Annotated in this window: 15 protein-coding genes and 2 rRNA genes; 10 read left to right on the top strand and 7 right to left on the bottom strand. The window is 61.0% G+C overall.

Annotation, left to right across the window (positions count from 1 at the left end):
- The first annotated feature begins 294 nt into the window (after positions 1 to 294).
- The 4 genes from RR_RS09505 (at position 295) to RR_RS09490 (ending at position 5108) form a co-directional block, all read left to right on the top strand.
- Positions 295 to 3225: ribosomal RNA gene (locus tag RR_RS09505) — 23S ribosomal RNA — on the top strand.
- 136 nt (positions 3226 to 3361) lie between these two features.
- Positions 3362 to 3484, top strand: a 5S ribosomal RNA gene (gene rrf / locus RR_RS09500).
- Between the two features lie 192 nt (positions 3485 to 3676).
- Positions 3677 to 4096, top strand: coding sequence for a CopG family ribbon-helix-helix protein (locus tag RR_RS09495; RefSeq protein WP_004960664.1), 420 nt, complete (start codon positions 3677 to 3679; stop codon positions 4094 to 4096).
- Between the two features lie 100 nt (positions 4097 to 4196).
- A complete protein-coding gene (locus RR_RS09490; RefSeq protein WP_011223514.1) occupies positions 4197 to 5108 on the top strand; it encodes a PLP-dependent cysteine synthase family protein in 912 nt (303 codons plus the stop codon).
- Between the two features lie 33 nt (positions 5109 to 5141).
- Here RR_RS09490 and RR_RS09485 read toward each other — a convergent pair whose 3' ends face one another.
- The 4 genes from RR_RS09485 to cyaB are packed head-to-tail and all read right to left on the bottom strand — an operon-like array spanning position 5142 to position 8748.
- Positions 5142 to 5681: a DUF5804 family protein gene (locus RR_RS09485; RefSeq protein WP_007190076.1), complete on the bottom strand. Its 540-nt coding sequence runs from the start codon at positions 5679 to 5681 to the stop codon at positions 5142 to 5144.
- A gap of 27 nt (positions 5682 to 5708) precedes the next feature.
- Entirely contained in the window at positions 5709 to 6896 is a 1188-nt protein-coding gene (locus RR_RS09480; RefSeq protein WP_011223513.1) for a tRNA sulfurtransferase, read from the bottom strand.
- Positions 6897 to 6943: 47 nt separating this feature from the next.
- Complete coding sequence (locus RR_RS09475) at positions 6944 to 8146, bottom strand: methionine adenosyltransferase (protein WP_011223512.1); 1203 nt, start codon at positions 8144 to 8146, stop codon at positions 6944 to 6946.
- A gap of 59 nt (positions 8147 to 8205) precedes the next feature.
- Complete coding sequence (gene cyaB, locus RR_RS09470; protein ID WP_004960674.1) at positions 8206 to 8748, bottom strand: class IV adenylate cyclase; 543 nt, start codon at positions 8746 to 8748, stop codon at positions 8206 to 8208.
- Positions 8749 to 8828: 80 nt separating this feature from the next.
- Here cyaB and RR_RS09465 point away from each other — a divergent pair, with 80 nt between their 5' ends.
- From RR_RS09465 to RR_RS09455, 3 genes are all read left to right on the top strand, one after another.
- The gene (locus RR_RS09465) at positions 8829 to 9857 is read left to right on the top strand and encodes a threonine ammonia-lyase (protein ID WP_011223511.1); all 1029 of its coding nucleotides are present in this window, start codon (positions 8829 to 8831) and stop codon (positions 9855 to 9857) included.
- A gap of 79 nt (positions 9858 to 9936) precedes the next feature.
- Positions 9937 to 10881: an FKBP-type peptidyl-prolyl cis-trans isomerase gene (locus tag RR_RS09460; RefSeq protein WP_011223510.1), complete on the top strand. Its 945-nt coding sequence runs from the start codon at positions 9937 to 9939 to the stop codon at positions 10879 to 10881.
- 166 nt (positions 10882 to 11047) lie between these two features.
- Complete coding sequence (locus RR_RS09455; protein WP_004960683.1) at positions 11048 to 11248, top strand: hypothetical protein; 201 nt, start codon at positions 11048 to 11050, stop codon at positions 11246 to 11248.
- Between the two features lie 2 nt (positions 11249 to 11250).
- On the opposite strand, the gene RR_RS09450 is transcribed toward RR_RS09455, so the two are convergent.
- Together RR_RS09450 and RR_RS09445 are read right to left on the bottom strand one after the other, a co-directional pair.
- The gene (locus RR_RS09450) at positions 11251 to 11880 is read right to left on the bottom strand and encodes an RAD55 family ATPase (protein ID WP_004960685.1); all 630 of its coding nucleotides are present in this window, start codon (positions 11878 to 11880) and stop codon (positions 11251 to 11253) included.
- Positions 11881 to 11908: 28 nt separating this feature from the next.
- Positions 11909 to 12535: a MinD/ParA family ATP-binding protein gene (locus RR_RS09445; RefSeq protein WP_004960687.1), complete on the bottom strand. Its 627-nt coding sequence runs from the start codon at positions 12533 to 12535 to the stop codon at positions 11909 to 11911.
- A gap of 193 nt (positions 12536 to 12728) precedes the next feature.
- On the opposite strand from RR_RS09445, the gene RR_RS09440 reads away from it, so the two are divergent.
- The 3 genes from RR_RS09440 to pyrI all read left to right on the top strand — a co-directional run bounded on the left by RR_RS09440 (position 12729) and on the right by pyrI (position 15423).
- Positions 12729 to 13886: an FG-GAP repeat domain-containing protein gene (locus RR_RS09440; protein WP_004960690.1), complete on the top strand. Its 1158-nt coding sequence runs from the start codon at positions 12729 to 12731 to the stop codon at positions 13884 to 13886.
- Positions 13887 to 14044: 158 nt separating this feature from the next.
- On the top strand, positions 14045 to 14959 hold the full coding sequence (pyrB, locus tag RR_RS09435) for an aspartate carbamoyltransferase (RefSeq protein WP_004960692.1): 915 nt from the start codon (positions 14045 to 14047) through the stop codon (positions 14957 to 14959).
- A complete protein-coding gene (gene pyrI, locus RR_RS09430; RefSeq protein ID WP_004960695.1) occupies positions 14956 to 15423 on the top strand; it encodes an aspartate carbamoyltransferase regulatory subunit in 468 nt (155 codons plus the stop codon). The genes pyrB and pyrI overlap by 4 nt, the downstream gene beginning before the upstream one ends.
- A gap of 21 nt (positions 15424 to 15444) precedes the next feature.
- On the opposite strand, the gene RR_RS09425 is transcribed toward pyrI, so the two are convergent.
- On the bottom strand, positions 15445 to 16311 hold the full coding sequence (locus RR_RS09425; protein ID WP_049939149.1) for a DUF58 domain-containing protein: 867 nt from the start codon (positions 16309 to 16311) through the stop codon (positions 15445 to 15447).
- Positions 16312 to 16361: the final 50 nt, after the last annotated feature.

Raw genomic sequence — 16361 nt, 5'->3', positions numbered from 1 at the left:
GCCGACTACTGCATGGGCCCGCTGGGCTCACAAGACCTATCCGAGGCGGATATCCCCTCACAGGGATGTCGGGTGCAACTCCCGACGGGTCCGTACTCCGTATCGCTTCGAAATCCGTCCCCTTAAGTGTGGGACGGCGTTCGAATGTGATACGACGACAGATGCACCAAGCCGGGTAAAACCGAGCCTGGGAAGGGTCGATTCGCCCACCATCTCCACCTTGGGGGCGAGTATGAAACCGTGTGTACGTGCGATCCAGGCGTCCACTGGACTCGTTCAGTTGAACGAGTCACAACGACGTTGGCTACTATGCCAGCTGGTGGATTGCTCGGCTCAGGCGCTGATGAAGGACGTGCCAAGCTGCGATAAGCCATGGGGAGCCGCACGGAGGCGAAGAACCATGGATTTCCGAATGAGAATCTCTCTAACAATTGCTTCGCGCAATGAGGAACCCCGAGAACTGAAACATCTCAGTATCGGGAGGAACAGAAAACGCAATGTGATGTCGTCAGTAACCGCGAGTGAACGCGATACAGCCCAAACCGAAGCCCTCACGGGCAATGTGGTGTCAGGGCTACCTCTCATCGTCCGACCATCTCGACGAAGTCTCTTGGAACAGAGCGTGATACAGGGTGACAACCCCGTACTCGAGACCAGTACGACGTGCGGTAGTGCCAGAGTAGCGGGGGTTGGATATCCCTCGCGAATAACGCAGGCATCGACTGCGAAGGCTAAACACAACCTGAGACCGATAGTGAACAAGTAGTGTGAACGAACGCTGCAAAGTACCCTCAGAAGGGAGGCGAAATAGAGCATGAAATCAGTTGGCGATCGAGCGACAGGGCATACAAGGTCCCTTGACGAATGACCGAGACGCGAGTCTCCAGTAAGACTCACGGGAAGCCGATGTTCTGTCGTACGTTTTGAAAAACGAGCCAGGGAGTGTGTCTGTATGGCAAGTCTAACCGGAGTATCCGGGGAGGCACAGGGAAACCGACATGGCCGCAGGGCTTTGCCCGAGGGCCGCCGTCTTCAAGGGCGGGGAGCCATGTGGACACGACCCGAATCCGGACGATCTACGCATGGACAAGATGAAGCGTGCCGAAAGGCACGTGGAAGTCTGTTAGAGTTGGTGTCCTACAATACCCTCTCGTGATCTATGTGTAGGGGTGAAAGGCCCATCGAGTCCGGCAACAGCTGGTTCCAATCGAAACATGTCGAAGCATGACCTCCGCCGAGGTAGTCTGTGAGGTAGAGCGACCGATTGGTGTGTCCGCCTCCGAGAGGAGTCGGCACACCTGTCAAACTCCAAACTTACAGACGCTGTTTGACGCGGGGATTCCGGTGCGCGGGGTAAGCCTGTGTACCAGGAGGGGAACAACCCAGAGATAGGTTAAGGTCCCCAAGTGTGGATTAAGTGTAATCCTCTGAAGGTGGTCTCGAGCCCTAGACAGCCGGGAGGTGAGCTTAGAAGCAGCTACCCTCTAAGAAAAGCGTAACAGCTTACCGGCCGAGGTTTGAGGCGCCCAAAATGATCGGGACTCAAATCCACCACCGAGACCTGTCCGTACCACTCATACTGGTAATCGAGTAGATTGGCGCTCTAATTGGATGGAAGCAGGGGCGAGAGCTCCTGTGGACCGATTAGTGACGAAAATCCTGGCCATAGTAGCAGCGATAGTCGGGTGAGAACCCCGACGGCCTAATGGATAAGGGTTCCTCAGCACTGCTGATCAGCTGAGGGTTAGCCGGTCCTAAGTCTCACCGCAACTCGACTGAGACGAAATGGGAAACAGGTTAATATTCCTGTGCCATCATGCAGTGAAAGTTGACGCCCTGGGGTCGATCACGCCGGGCATTCGCCCGGTCGAACCGTCCAACTCCGTGGAAGCCGTAATGGCAGGAAGCGGACGAACGGCGGCATAGGGAAACGTGATTCAACCTGGGGCCCATGAAAAGACGAGCATGATGTCCGTACCGAGAACCGACACAGGTGTCCATGGCGGCGAAAGCCAAGGCCTGTCGGGAGCAACCAACGTTAGGGAATTCGGCAAGTTAGTCCCGTACCTTCGGAAGAAGGGATGCCTGCTCCGGAACGGAGCAGGTCGCAGTGACTCGGAAGCTCGGACTGTCTAGTAACAACATAGGTGACCGCAAATCCGCAAGGACTCGTACGGTCACTGAATCCTGCCCAGTGCAGGTATCTGAACACCTCGTACAAGAGGACGAAGGACCTGTCAACGGCGGGGGTAACTATGACCCTCTTAAGGTAGCGTAGTACCTTGCCGCATCAGTAGCGGCTTGCATGAATGGATTAACCAGAGCTTCACTGTCCCAACGTTGGGCCCGGTGAACTGTACATTCCAGTGCGGAGTCTGGAGACACCCAGGGGGAAGCGAAGACCCTATGGAGCTTTACTGCAGGCTGTCGCTGAGACGTGGTCGCCGATGTGCAGCATAGGTAGGAGTCGTTACAGAGGTACCCGCGCTAGCGGGCCACCCAGACAACAGTGAAATACTACCCGTCGGTGACTGCGACTCTCACTCCGGGAGGAGGACACCGATAGCCGGGCAGTTTGACTGGGGCGGTACGCGCTCGAAAAGATATCGAGCGCGCCCTATGGTCATCTCAGCCGGGACAGAGACCCGGCGAAGAGTGCAAGAGCAAAAGATGACTTGACAGTGTTCTTCCCAACGAGGAACGCTGACGCGAAAGCGTGGTCTAGCGAACCAATTAGCCTGCTTGATGCGGGCAATTGATGACAGAAAAGCTACCCTAGGGATAACAGAGTCGTCACTCGCAAGAGCACATATCGACCGAGTGGCTTGCTACCTCGATGTCGGTTCCCTCCATCCTGCCCGTGCAGAAGCGGGCAAGGGTGAGGTTGTTCGCCTATTAAAGGAGGTCGTGAGCTGGGTTTAGACCGTCGTGAGACAGGTCGGCTGCTATCTACTGGGTGTGTAATGGTGTCTGACAAGAACGACCGTATAGTACGAGAGGAACTACGGTTGGTGGCCACTGGTGTACCGGTTGTTCGAGAGAGCACGTGCCGGGTAGCCACGCCACACGGGGTAAGAGCTGAACGCATCTAAGCTCGAAACCCACTTGGAAAAGAGACACCGCCGAGGTCCCGCGTACAAGACGCGGTCGATAGACTCGGGGTGTGCGCGTCGAGGTAACGAGACGTTAAGCCCACGAGCACTAACAGACCAAAGCCATCATTCATACGCACTGTGACTCATTCACCGACGATTTAACTCGTCGCTGAACGAGTCCAGGCGCAAACTGGATCGCACGTAATCACACGGTGGAAGAGTTAATCGAGACTGGTACTATCGCGGTTCGATTCCGTGACTCGACGTTAGGCGGCCACAGCGGTGGGGTTGCCTCCCGTACCCATCCCGAACACGGAAGATAAGCCCACCAGCGTTCCGGGGAGTACTGGAGTGCGCGAGCCTCTGGGAAACGCGGTTCGCCGCCACCATTCATACCTTTCATAGCCCACTCAGGAGAGGCATCTCTCCCGAGTGGGCTTTCTGTATTTAAACAGACTCACATCAAATCGACAAGCCAGTCGCCGTAGCTTGAGAGACGAAGCGGCAGCGCTATCCGAAGGAATGCCAGTCTGTGCGGAGAGATATGAACTATTAATACTCTAACGGCGCTCAGTTAATATATGGGCGTTGTAAGTATCTCGATGCCGGACGAGCTGGAGGAGCGAATCGACACGTTCGCCGACGAACATGGGTACACGGGTCGCAGCGAAGTCGTTCGAGAAGCAGTCCGGAATCTGATGGGAGAGTTTGAGGACAAGCGGCTGGAAGACCGCGAACTGATGGCGGTCGTCACTGTGTTGTTCGACTACGAGACGACAACCGTCGAGGAGAAAATGATGCATCTCCGCCACGACCACGAGTCCATCGTCGCGTCGAACTTCCACAGCCACGTCGGCGACCGGTACTGTATGGAACTATTTGTGCTGGAGGGCCAGTTAGAGGACATCTCTGCGTTCGTCGGTAAGGTCCGAGCCACGAAAGACACGCTGTCAGTCGATTACTCGGTGCTGCCGGTCGACGACATAAATATGTTCACGTGAGACGGTGTCGACGCCGGAAAGGACTGCCGCGTCTCGGAAGTCCACGAACCGTTTGAGACCTTCAGTAGGCGTTTAAGTCGGGGCCGCGTAGCCGGCGGCGATGAAAGACTCTATTCTCGATACAATCGGGTCCCCACTGGTCTCGGTTCGCGCACCGGAGGGGGCAACCGTTGCAGCGAAGATCGAGTCGTTCAATCCCGGTGGGTCCGCGAAGGACCGGCCGGCGAAGTACATGATTGACGACGCCGAACGAAACGGCTCGCTCCAACCGGATGATACGCTTGTCGAGCCGACGAGTGGGAACACCGGCATTGGGATGGCGATGGTCGGGGCAACGAAGGGGTACGACGTGGTGCTAGTGATGCCGTCCTCGAAGTCGCCGGAGCGCCGGCAGATAATGAAGGCGTACGGCGCGGAGATCGAACTTGTCGAGGGTGATATCTCCGACGCGAAAGAGCGCGCAAACGAGCTATGCGAGCGCGATGACTACGTCCAACTCCGGCAGTTCGAGAACCCGGCGAACCCGACAGCGCACTACGAGACGACGGGCGAGGAAATACTTGAACAGGTGGGCGACCGGACTGTCGACGCGCTGGTGGCCGGTGTCGGCACCGGCGGGACACTCACCGGCACCGGCCGTCGACTGCAGGACGCGTTTCCTGGGATGGACATCGTCGCGGTCGAGCCGGCGGACAACGCTGTGCTTTCGGGGATGGAACCGGGCACTGGCGAGGATAGCTTTCAGGGAATGGGGCCGGGATTCGTCAGCGACAACTTAGACACCGATCTGCTGGACGACGTGATGACGGTCGAACTCCCGGACGCGGAAGACGAGTGCCGCCGCCTCGCCCACGAGGAGGGAATCCTCGTCGGCCAGTCCTCTGGTGCGTCGAACCTCGCGGCAAGAGAGTTTGCTGAGCAACTCATCAGGGACGGTGTTGACGACCCGCTCGTCGTCACAGTCTACTGGGACAGTGGTGAGCGATACATGTCGACCGGAATGTTCGACTGAAAACGGTCTGTCTTGCGCGCAGCGTGACCCGACTCAGGCCCCGAACTCCGACTCGGTCACTCTAACGATGAGCGTTTCGTCCACATCTTGGAGGTCGTAGTCGGGAATCGTGTCGCCAGTCCGTGTCAGGAGCATCGGCTCGACCAGTTCCGGTGGGCCGTCGGCTTCCACCGACTGCGTGTCGGGCGTTGACTCTCCTTCCGTCGGGCCTTCATCGTCAGCGTCGCTGGTCCTGTCCGGGTCGACGATGCCGTACACCTTGAGAAAGCGCCCGGTCTCTTCGGGCGCGATGTCGTCGTCTCGTATCGCTGCGGCGAGGTTTCGAGAGAGCCATTCCGTCTCACTAATTGACGGATCACGAACGAACGCGGCGTCAGCGAAGCGAACGAGATACCAGTTCAGGTCGTTGAGCAGCGCCACCGCCGCCCCGAGGCTCACGGTGTCGACGGCGACGGTATTCGCAAACGGTTCCTGCAGGTCGTAGGTGGCGAGTGCGTTCCGTGCGGTCTCGCGAGAGAGGAGTTCGTATCGAAGATTCACGTCGTCGCTCCCGACGAGACAGACCTGCGTCATGGCTCAACCCTGGCCCGCCCCGGAAATTTAGCTTTCGATGGGGACGACAGTACGGTCCTGGGCGCAGGCTTCGGCGCGCTCGAACAGGTCGTCGGGTTCGGCTACCCGAACCGCCTCTAGCGAGGCATTGGTTTCCGGATGTGATGGCGCGACGCGGTTGCAACCGGTGTCGATTGTCGAATCCTCAAAGGTCTCGATGGTTCGCGCATGATCGGTTATCTCGGACTTGTCGACGGTGAGGTTCGGTCGGTACACGGGGAGTGTGGTTGCGGCATCGGTGACTGCGATGTTCGCGCTCGTCTGGCTGGATTTCTGCCCAATAGCTTCGCCGGTGACGATGCCGACAGCGTCGTAGTCGTGCGCGATAGCCTCAGCGACTGCGAGCATGAACCGGCGGAGAACGAGCATTCGGAGCGACCCGAGATTTTGAGAGAGGTCGGTGACGACGTCACCGGCCTCAACGACGTTGACGGACAGGTCGTGCCCGGGTGCGTACGAGGCGAGTGTTTTGACGGTCGAAACGGCTCGTGCCCGGTGGTCGGGGCCGCCGTAGTCACCGAGGTCGACGTAGACTGGAATCACGGGTGCGCCGCGTTTCATGAGCTTCCAGGCGGCGACCGGCGAGTCGATACCACCGCTGATGAGGGCAACGACGGGCCGCTGGGTCCCGAGTGGGAGTCCGCCCGGGCCCGAACGTTTCTCACAGAAGACGTACGCCTCGTCGGCGCGACACTCGACGAACAGTTCGAAATCGGGGTCGTTGAGGTCGACGGCGGGCTCGCTGCCCAGTTCTTCAATTGCCTCCCAGACGGCGGTCCCGCCATCGGATTCGATGTCCGTACTCGAAAAGGGGTGTGCGTCTGCTGGCCCTGCCCGGCGAGCGTTGACAGCGAAAGTGCCGCCGTCGTGCTGTTCTCGTGCGGTCGCGGCCAGTGCCGTTTTGATTGCAGACAACGTCGGATCGACGGTCGTGACCGCCGAGGCGGAGGTGACGCCGAACGTGTCGGCCGCGGCTGCGGCCACACTCTCTGGCTGGTCAGTATGGATGAACAGCCGGTTCCGTCGCTGTTCAATGCCTCCTGACAGGTCGCGCACGTCGAGCATCGCGCGGAGATTGTCCGCCAGTTGCTGCTCCATCTTTCGACGGACTTGGTTGCTCTTGACGCCGAGTTCGCCGTGGCGGACGAGCACGCTGTCGGCGTCTGGCGGATGCATGCCAGCGAGTTGACTAGCAGTGAGTAAAGGGGTGTCGCCTCGCCGTCTCAGAACGTGGAGAGGTCGCCCTCAATGACCTGCCGCGTGATGTCGGTCACATCGGCCAGTTCGTCGTCAATTGTGGCCTGAATGTCTGCTTCGACATCGCCGACCGCAACGCCGTCTTCGGTGACGACCGTCGCGTCAGCAACGTGGGGCTCGTCAATCGGCGACCCGATCTGTGAGAGCAGGCGCATCTGGACCTGTCGGATGCCATCGACTTCATTTGCGACGGACTGTGCGATTTCTGTCGAAAGGAGATTGTAGATCTTCCCGATGTGGTTGACTGGGTTCTTGCCAGATGTCGCTTCCATGCTCATCGGGCGGTTCGGCGTGATGAGGCCGTTCGCGCGGTTCCCGCGCCCGACAGAGCCGTCATCGCCTTGCTCGGCGCTTGTCCCGGTGGTGGTGAGATAGATGGACTCGGCGTCGTAATCGTCGGCCGTGTTGACGTGGACCGTTACGTCTCGGTCGGTGTACTCTTCGGCGAGGTCAGTAACGAACGCTCGCACGTCCGAAACGGCAGTTTTGTACGCATCGAGGTCCGGGACGTGTTCGTCGACCATCGCAACGGCCACAGTCACGTCGATGTGGTCGCCCTCGCGCTTGCCCATCACCTTCACGTCTTGGCCGACGACTGGGTTGGACTCGGCGTACTCGCCGGTCAATTTCTGCTCGGTGTTGCGGACGATCTGTTCGGTTTCCGTTAGCGGGGCGTGGCCGACACCGTAGCTGGTATCGTTTGCCATCGGAATTGCTGCTTCCTCACCGAACACGGTCTGGAGGTCGCCTGACCCTTCGCCGAACTGAACGTCAACGATGACGTCGGAGCCGAGATCGAGGTGGGGGAACTGCTCGTCGAGGTAGTCGCGTGCGGCCCGGAGGGCGATGCTTTCAGCCGGGATACGCTCGCCGTCGAACTTCTTCGTCGCTCGACCGACGACCAGAATGTAGATCGGCTCAAGCACTTCGCCGCCGCCGTACGCAGGGGCGGCAGTGCCGGCGACGAGCTGTGTCTCGTCTGTGTTATAGTGCAAGACTGTGCCGAACCGGTCGATGTACGTCTGTGCCAGTGCACGTGAAACCGTCTCTGCGATGCCGTCACAGATGGTGTCCGGATGGCCGATACCCTTGCGCTCTACGACTTCGATGTCCTGATCTTCGACTGCGAGTCCGCTTGCAGGTTGGACGTGGATGTTCCGCTCAGTCATTGACTCGACTTCGTCTGGCCGGGTTCTATAACTTACGGGAACAGATAACAGCGGAATGATTACTCGTTCGCATCGCTAAGTAGCATCCCGAGATAGGAGGTCCGTTGCTGGTCGTTGGGGTTCAGACTGAGGTCCCGAAGCACCTCGTAGGCTCCTTCTCGAACGGGTTCGATATCGCCGTCGGTTTCGCGCTCGACTTCGACGAACTCGCCGACATCGTCGACAGCGTCGAGAGTGACATCGTACTCTCGGACCTCGTAGACTCGGCGGTTCTTCCGGACCGTCGCCGCGGGCTCGAAGCCGAGGTGCTGGACGATAGCGTCGATGTGGTCGCCGTTCTCGACGCCCGTTTCGAACTCTTCTCGGCTCTTCGACTCCGCTTCGAGGAGTGGCCCCTTGTAGGTGACTTTCGCGTTCGTTACCCCTTTTCTTGTTTCACGGCGGACCCGGAACGCCTCGTCTGTCTCGGCGAAATCCCGGTGGGGCGCATCGTAGTACGTGTCCGTCTGTATCACCGTATCGACCTGTTCGGCTCCGAGCTCGTCGAGTCGCTCCGCGACAGCCTCGATATCCGCCGGCACTTTCACCTCGACTTCGTACATACTGTGTGGCTGGGCCGGGCCGCTGAAAAACACTCCCGTCGACCGCGCCCTTTACTGTGTCCGCCCTCCCGGGTAGTAGTATGGCCGGTCGCTACGAACCGATCGACTCCCCGGACGAGACGACCCTCTTTCCGTACCACGACCTGACGCCGCCGACAGTTGCAACGGTCGCTCGCGCCCGGCAACGCATCCGACAGCACCTCCCGGAGACGCCCCTGGTCCGAAGCGAAGCCCTCTCCGAAGCCCTCGACGCGGATGTCTTGCTCAAGCGAGAAGATACGCTCCCGACCGGCGCGTTCAAAGTCCGCGGCGGGGTGAACCTCGTCGCGTCCCTCGACGAGGAGTTCCACGACGCCGGACTGCTCGCCGCGAGCACGGGAAACCACGGCCAGTCTATCGCCTGGGCCGGGCGTGAGTTCGACGTACCCGTTACTATCGGCGTCCCCGAAGAAGCCAACGCCGGAAAGGTCGGCGCGCTGGAGCAACTCGGCGCAGAAGTCATCCAGTACGGCGAGGACTACGACGAGGCCCGCGAACACATCGAGGACTTGGCGACCCAGCGCGAGGCGCGCTACGTCCACTCGGGCAACGAACCGAAGCTGCTCGCCGGCGTCGGCACGGCGGGGCTCGAAATCCTTGACGAGCGCCCCGACGTCGACCGTGTGTTCTGCCCCGTCGGCGGCGGCACCGCCGCGGCCGGGTACTGCACTACGCTCGGGGCGATGACCGACGCCGATGTCGTCGGCGTGCAGGCTGCGGGCGCGCCCGCGGTGTACCGCGCTTGGCAGGACGAGACGCTGGACGCCCTCGACAGCGTCGACACTATCGCCGAGGGTGTCGCAACCCGGGTTCCGTTCGCGCTCCCGACCGAAATCCTGCAGGCGGGACTCGCCGATTTCCGACTCGTGTCCGAAGACGCCATTACCGATGCCGTGGCGCGCCTGTTCGAAACAGACCGCATCGTCATGGAAGGGGCCTGTGCGACGGCTGTCGCCGCAGCGATTCAGGCTGGTGACGAACTACGGGGCGAGACGGTCGTCCTTCCCATTTCGGGACGGAACATCGACCGAGAGAAGTTTGACCGACTGCTGGCCGAAAGCGAGTACTAGCCGACCACTTCCGAAGTTCTTCGACCGCTACTGACCGGGAAACGTTGTCCTTAAGAGTGCCACGACTGACGAACAGGGTATGAGCAACGAGTCTGAGACCGACGTAGACGAGGAGACCGCAGACGAAGAAGAACAGGCTGAGGGACTCCAGAAGGGCGATGTCGTCAAGCTCGCCTACACTGCCCGCACCGTCGACGGCGGTCAGCTTGTCGATACGACCGACGAGGAAGTCGCCGAGGACGACGGTATTGATACCGAACAGCAGGAGTTCGGTCCGCGAACCATCGTGCTGGGTGAGAACCACATCTTCCCGGATGTCGAGCAGGACATCTACGGGAAGGAGGTCGGCGACGAGGGTGACGTGACCGTTGCGGCTGCCGACGCCTTCGGCGAGTACGACGAGGAAGAGGTCCGGACGGTTTCGAAGGACAAGATCCCCGAGGACGACCGCTACCCCGGCGCGCACGTCGACCTCGAGGGCGAACACGGCCACGTCGAGACCATCATCGGCGGCCGCGCGCGAGTGGACTTCAACCACCCGCTGGCCGGTGAAGACGTCGAGTACGACTACGAAGTCCTCGAAGAGGTCACGGACCGCGAGGAGAAGGCACAGGGCATCATCCAGATGATGCTCGACATGGAACTCGACGTGTGGTTCGAGACTGACACCGTCGAGGAAGAACAGCTCGTCGAGAGCGAGGACGAGGATGAAGACGAAGAGTCCGAGCCCGAGTACGAAACCGTCGAAGTCGAGAAGGAGACGCTCTACATCGAGGCGACGCCGCAGCTGACGATGAACCAGCAGTGGATGATGGGCAAACAGCAGATCGCCCAGCAGCTCACGCAGCTACTCGATATTGACCGCATCATCGTGCAGGAAGAGATCGGTGGCGGCGGCATGGGCATGCCCGGCATGATGGGCGGCATGGGCGGTGCCGGCGGTGCTGACATCGAAGACGCGCTGGAAGACGCCGACGTTGACGCCGAGGAGATCGTCGAAGAGATCGAAGGCGCCGAAGAGTAACTTCGCCGCGAGCACGCCGAGCGGTTCTACGGTGCTGAGCGACAGCGAACGGGGTTGCGGTATCGAGCGGTAGCGGGCGGTTTTACCGTTCTAGGCGCTAGCAACTGCCACTTTCTGACGGCCAATACGGGAGAACCGTTATACGCACGACACGTCATCACTACGCATGCGAGTGTCGCTGGTGTACCCGTCACTGCTCGCGCTCCCGCCGGGAATCGCGTTTGGCGTCGGCACGGTCGTGCTGACTGGAAGCACCGGCGCAGGATTGGCAGCAGGCGTTGGCGTTGGTCTCGGACTATTCTTGTTGATACTCGTCGGCACTGAGTTCGGCTCGACGGACAGAGAGCCACGGCCCGGCGGCGAATAGAATCAGGCGATGTCGCGGCTCGTATCGATGCTGACCTCTTCGACGAGATTGAGCTTGATGATATCAGTGGGAGCGCGCCCGCCGCGGAACTTCGGAATCGCGAGCCGGTTTTCGACCTCGTCACCGTTCGTTGTGGTGTTAAGCTGGAACACCACGTCAGCGAAGTGCTCGGTCGTATCTCGAAGCGGTGGCACGTCACGGCCGTCGAGACAGTGGACGATAGCGAGGCTCCCGGTGTTGACGATATGGTTCTGCAGGTCGTTCATGAACGCGCGAAAGCGCGAGTGTGGCTCTTGGGCTTCCAGCACGTCGAGCGGGTCGACGATGAGGTTTGAGGTCTCCGGCAGTGCCGAGACGAGCTTGCCGGCGTTGTCAAGCGGCGCTTCGCCGGAGATGTGCCGCACCGTCGGGTCGCCGGTATTGGCCGGCGTCTGTTCGATGCTCGCGATGACTGATTCGGCGGTCCGGTCGAGCGACAGCCACAGCGTCCCGCGCGTGGCGGTAAGTTCGTAGAGGAACAGCTCCGCTTGGCTAGCCGGCTGGGCAGAGAGCACGACGATACTCCCCGCAGGGATGCCACCATCGAGCTTTCTGTCGAGGACATCGATGCCCGTTCGCAACCGGTTGGCCATACCACTGAGAGCTTATTTACCCACGAGATTAAGTATTCCGCTTGGCGAGAACGTTCGCCATCTCGACGTATTTTGCCACCGCCCGGTCCGATTCCAACGGCCTCGACACCGATGGAACGTGAACCGTTCCCGAGCAGGACAGCAGGTCCGATGGGTCCACGGACCCGTCACCGCCGACGAGGACTGTGAGGGCGGGCGGCGCGTCAAGCGCACGGGCAATCGCCGCGGTTTTGGCTGTGTCGGTGAGGCTCTGTCGGGTTGGTGCACTCACAAGCACCGTCCTGTCGGCCGCCCGTAGCGGCTGGGCGGCATCCGGGCCAGCGCCGGCTGGACAGTCGAGTACTACAGGGCCATCACACCGAGACAGACTGTCAATAGCATTGTCGATAGCGGCTCCGGGTGCGGTCTGACAGGGAAGTACGTCGACGTTCTCGACGGTCGTGGCGGGCTGGGCAACTGCGGTCGGCTCAGCCGAGGCTGTGATATCAGCGATTCCGGGTGTCGGAGCGACGCCAGCGCGACGGTGGAGGTTCGGCATGTCGCGGTCGGTGTCCACGACTAGCGACCGCCGGGTGGGCGTTCCCAGTGCCTGACCGAGCCCGAGGGCGATGGTCGTTTTGCCACAGCCACCCTTGCCGCCAGCGATTGCGAGCATAGTGAGGGTGGACTGCCTATCGGTTTTGAATCCTCGTACTATGAATCACAAACAGTGACCGCAAAACTGGGCCGGAAGGTCTGACTTACGTCGGTTGGCTGTTGCCTACCCTTACGCGCTGGGTTCCATTGTCGGGCGCAGTTTCAGGTTGTGGCCGCTGTCGGCCGGTGTTAGCCCGGCTATAACAATACCGATGTACCCGAAGGGCTGGGACATGAACCTACACCACGAGCGCATCGAAGCCTCGCCGCCGGCGAGTACGATGAGCTTCTGTCTTACAACCGACCTCACGGGGAACGGCCGACCGGACGTCATCGTCGGGGCGCTCGGCGACACGCACGAGGTCCAGTTCCCACTCGTCGACAAGTCAGTCGACTTGCTGTCCGTATTCGGTATGGGGCCGCTGGCCCGCTGGCTCCAGACGAACGTGTTCTGGTACGAAAACCCCGGCTGGGAGCGCCACGACGTTGCCAGCGCACCGGAACTATCCGTCGGTGGCTCGCTTGGTGACATCACGGGGAACGGCCGACCGGATATGGTCGCCGGCCAGAACATCCACCAGCACAAACTGTGGTGGTTCGAGATACCGGACAACCCACGGAAGCAGTGGACGCGCCGGCTCATCACCGACGATTTCGAGAAATATCACGACACCGCTGTGGCGGACGTGGACGGCGATGGACAGAACGAGGTCGTTGGGCTGTCCCAGGAGTCAAAGACAGTGTTCTACTACGATATTCCTGCGGACCCGACGCGAGAACCGTGGCCGGTGGCCAACCGACACGTCGTCGCCGAGGACCTCGATGTTGAGGGCGTCGCTGTCGAGGACATTGACGGGGACGGTGCGGTCGAAATCGTCGCCGGCCCCAACGTCTTCCACCGGACGGCCGACGGATGGGACCGGGAGCCAATCGCCGAGGACTGGCAGTGTACTCGCGTCGCTATCAAGGACGTTGACGGCGACGGCGACCTAGAGATAATCCTCGTCGAGGGTGACGAACCGTATCTCGACGACCGCCCGGCCAGGCTGGGCGTGTTCGACCCACCCGAGTGGGACCTGACCCTGCTGCACGACGACCTTTCGAACCCGCACAGCCTCGACGTGGCGGACTTCGACGGTAACGGTAATCCCGATATCTTCGTCGCAGAAATGGGTCTAGAGGACGGACACGAACCGCGACAGCTCGTGTTCCACAACGACGGCGCGGGGAATTTTGAGCAGAAGGAACTGAACACCGGCATCCCCACCCACGAGGCGAAGGTCGTCGACCTCGACGGTGACGGCGTCCCGGACATCGTCGGCAAGGCGTACACCGAGCCCCGCGTCGATGTCTGGCAGAGCAACCCCTGACGAGTCGCCTCGTTGTGTTATTTTGGCCGCTAGGCTCTCTCTGGCCTTGCTTTCGAACCCAGCGACGATGTTCCCGAAGCCGAACCTGACGATGTAAGTGACCGTTCAATTCCCGTGTCGGGGGATTCAAGAGCGTCCGGAGCGCGGTATCGAGTGAAATGCGGCACGACCACATCATCAGCGCGAAACAACTCTCGCGGGGCGACATCGAGACGGTGCTCGACCACGCGGCTGACATCGCGGCTGACCCGGGAGCGTTCGCGGACCGGCACAGCGACACGCTGCTTGGCCTCCTCTTTTTCGAGCCGAGCACCCGGACGAAGATGAGCTTCACAACGGCGATGAAACGCCTCGGCGGCGACATCGTCGACATGGGCTCTGTCGAGTCCTCAAGCGTGAAAAAAGGCGAGTCACTGGCTGACACTGTCCGCGTCGTCGAGGGGTACACCGACGCGCTCGTGCTCCGGCACCCGATGGAGGGTTCCGCGAAGATGGCGAGCGAGTTCGTCGACGTGCCGCTCGTCAACGCCGGCGACGGGGCCGGTCAGCACCCGACACAGACGCTGCTCGACCTCTACACGATCCGTGAAAACGCCGGCTTCGACGACTTGACTATCGGCATCATGGGCGACCTGAAGTACGGACGAACCGTCCACTCGCTGGCCCACGCACTCACGACCGTCGACGCCAGCCAGCACTTCATTAGCCCGGAGTCGCTCCAGCTTCCGCGGTCGGTTCGCTACGACCTCCACGAGGCCGGCGCAGGCATCCGCGAACACACCGAACTTGACGACATACTCCCGGAACTGGACGTGCTCTACGTGACCCGCATCCAGGCCGAGCGGTTCCCCGACGAGAGCGAGTACCGCGAAGTCGCCGGCCAGTACCAGATCGACGGCGACACGCTTGCGGCGGCCAAAGACGACCTGACCGTGATGCATCCGCTCCCACGCGTTGACGAGATCGCTCACGACGTCGACGAGACCACCCACGCACAGTACTTCCAGCAGGCCCACAACGGTGTTCCCGTACGGATGGCGCTGCTTGACCTGATGCTCGGAGGCGACCAATGAGCGACAACGACCAGCAACTCCGCGTTTCGAAGATCCAGAACGGCACCGTCATCGACCACATCGCGGGCGGACAGGCGCTAAACGTCCTGGCGATTCTCGGCATTGACGGCACCAGTGGCGACTCCGTCTCCGTCGCGATGAATATGCCCTCGGACCGCCTGGGTCACAAGGATGTGGTCAAGGTTGAGGGCCGCGAACTCTCACAGAACGAGGTCGACGTGCTCTCGCTCATTGCCCCTGCGGCGACGATCAACATCATTCGCGACTACGAGGTTGTCGAAAAAGGCCGCGTCGAGCGCCCGTCGGTCGTCGAGGGTGTCCTCGAATGCCCGAACCACAACTGCATCACGACCGAGAACGAACCCGTCGACTCGCGCTTTGCCGTCGGCGACGACGGTGTCCGCTGTGAGTACTGCGATACGATCATCCGCGACGACCTGCCGGCACACATCCTCGCAGAGTAAGCCGACCTTGCTGCCGCTTTGCTACTGTAGCCAGATGCTCGCAAACGAGTCGAAGTAGTCTTCGCCGGTATTGATCAGTACGTGGTCTGCACCGAGTGCCGTAACGCGGTTTGACACCGAATCGATGTGGGCGTCGAGCCGCGACTGGTACGTCTCTGCCAGCGAGCCGCTGAAATACGATCGGCGTGTCTCGTCGCTCTCGGGGTCGGCAAACAGCACGTCACCGACGACGCCAGGGTCCCGTTCCGCTGGCGCGACCACGCGGACCAGCAACACGTCGGCGTCGTTGCGTGCGAGCGCGGCGATACCGGATTCGAGTGCCTCCGGGTCGGCCAGACAGTCGCTGAAGACGACGACGAGCGAGCGCGACCGAATGCGTTCGGCGTACGCTTCCAGCGCGGATTCGAAATCGGCCGTCCCGCCGGGCGTCATCTCGTTCAACTGGTCGATGAGCGAGAGGAGTTCGCCGCGGTTCGACTGGCCGGTATCGATCCGGTTCACACGGTCGCGGAACGTGCAGAACTGGAAGTCGTTGTTTTCCTCCGCGGTAAGGTAGGCGAAGCCGAGCCCGAGCTTGGCGGCGTACTCGAACTTGTGACTCGTCGCGTCGCCGTAGTCCATCGACGCGCTCGTGTCGACGAGCAGGTGGACGGTCAGGCTCCGCTCTTCCTCGTATTGCTTGATGAAGTACTCTTCTGTGCGGGCAAACAGCTTCCAGTCGATCCGTCGCGTGTCGTCCCCCGGCGAGTACCGCCGGTAATCGCTGAACGTGAGCCCCTCGCCGACCCGCGGGGACTGCTGGTCGCCCTGCCGAATCGAGGTCGTCTGGCGGTTCAGCGCGGCGGTGAACCGGCCGAGTTCGTCCAGAAAGTCCGGTTCGATAGTCACGACTGTCCCTCCCATTCTTGCTGTGCCGCCCGCTGAACCGCGGTCACTGA

This window comes from Haloarcula marismortui ATCC 43049, from assembly GCF_000011085.1.
Lineage (GTDB): Archaea > Halobacteriota > Halobacteria > Halobacteriales > Haloarculaceae > Haloarcula > Haloarcula marismortui.
This window is presented reverse-complemented; position numbering and strand designations above follow the sequence as displayed.

Coding starts and splice junctions, on each gene's coding strand:
- RR_RS09495 (WP_004960664.1), top strand. CDS start 3,677: ATGGGCGTTGTAAGTATCTCGATGCCGGACGAGCTGGAGGAGCGAATC.
- RR_RS09490 (WP_011223514.1), top strand. CDS start 4,197: ATGAAAGACTCTATTCTCGATACAATCGGGTCCCCACTGGTCTCGGTT.
- RR_RS09485 (WP_007190076.1), bottom strand. CDS start 5,681: ATGACGCAGGTCTGTCTCGTCGGGAGCGACGACGTGAATCTTCGATAC.
- RR_RS09480 (WP_011223513.1), bottom strand. CDS start 6,896: ATGCATCCGCCAGACGCCGACAGCGTGCTCGTCCGCCACGGCGAACTC.
- RR_RS09475 (WP_011223512.1), bottom strand. CDS start 8,146: ATGACTGAGCGGAACATCCACGTCCAACCTGCAAGCGGACTCGCAGTC.
- cyaB (WP_004960674.1), bottom strand. CDS start 8,748: ATGTACGAAGTCGAGGTGAAAGTGCCGGCGGATATCGAGGCTGTCGCG.
- RR_RS09465 (WP_011223511.1), top strand. CDS start 8,829: ATGGCCGGTCGCTACGAACCGATCGACTCCCCGGACGAGACGACCCTC.
- RR_RS09460 (WP_011223510.1), top strand. CDS start 9,937: ATGAGCAACGAGTCTGAGACCGACGTAGACGAGGAGACCGCAGACGAA.
- RR_RS09455 (WP_004960683.1), top strand. CDS start 11,048: ATGCGAGTGTCGCTGGTGTACCCGTCACTGCTCGCGCTCCCGCCGGGA.
- RR_RS09450 (WP_004960685.1), bottom strand. CDS start 11,880: ATGGCCAACCGGTTGCGAACGGGCATCGATGTCCTCGACAGAAAGCTC.
- RR_RS09445 (WP_004960687.1), bottom strand. CDS start 12,535: ATGCTCGCAATCGCTGGCGGCAAGGGTGGCTGTGGCAAAACGACCATC.
- RR_RS09440 (WP_004960690.1), top strand. CDS start 12,729: ATGTACCCGAAGGGCTGGGACATGAACCTACACCACGAGCGCATCGAA.
- pyrB (WP_004960692.1), top strand. CDS start 14,045: ATGCGGCACGACCACATCATCAGCGCGAAACAACTCTCGCGGGGCGAC.
- pyrI (WP_004960695.1), top strand. CDS start 14,956: ATGAGCGACAACGACCAGCAACTCCGCGTTTCGAAGATCCAGAACGGC.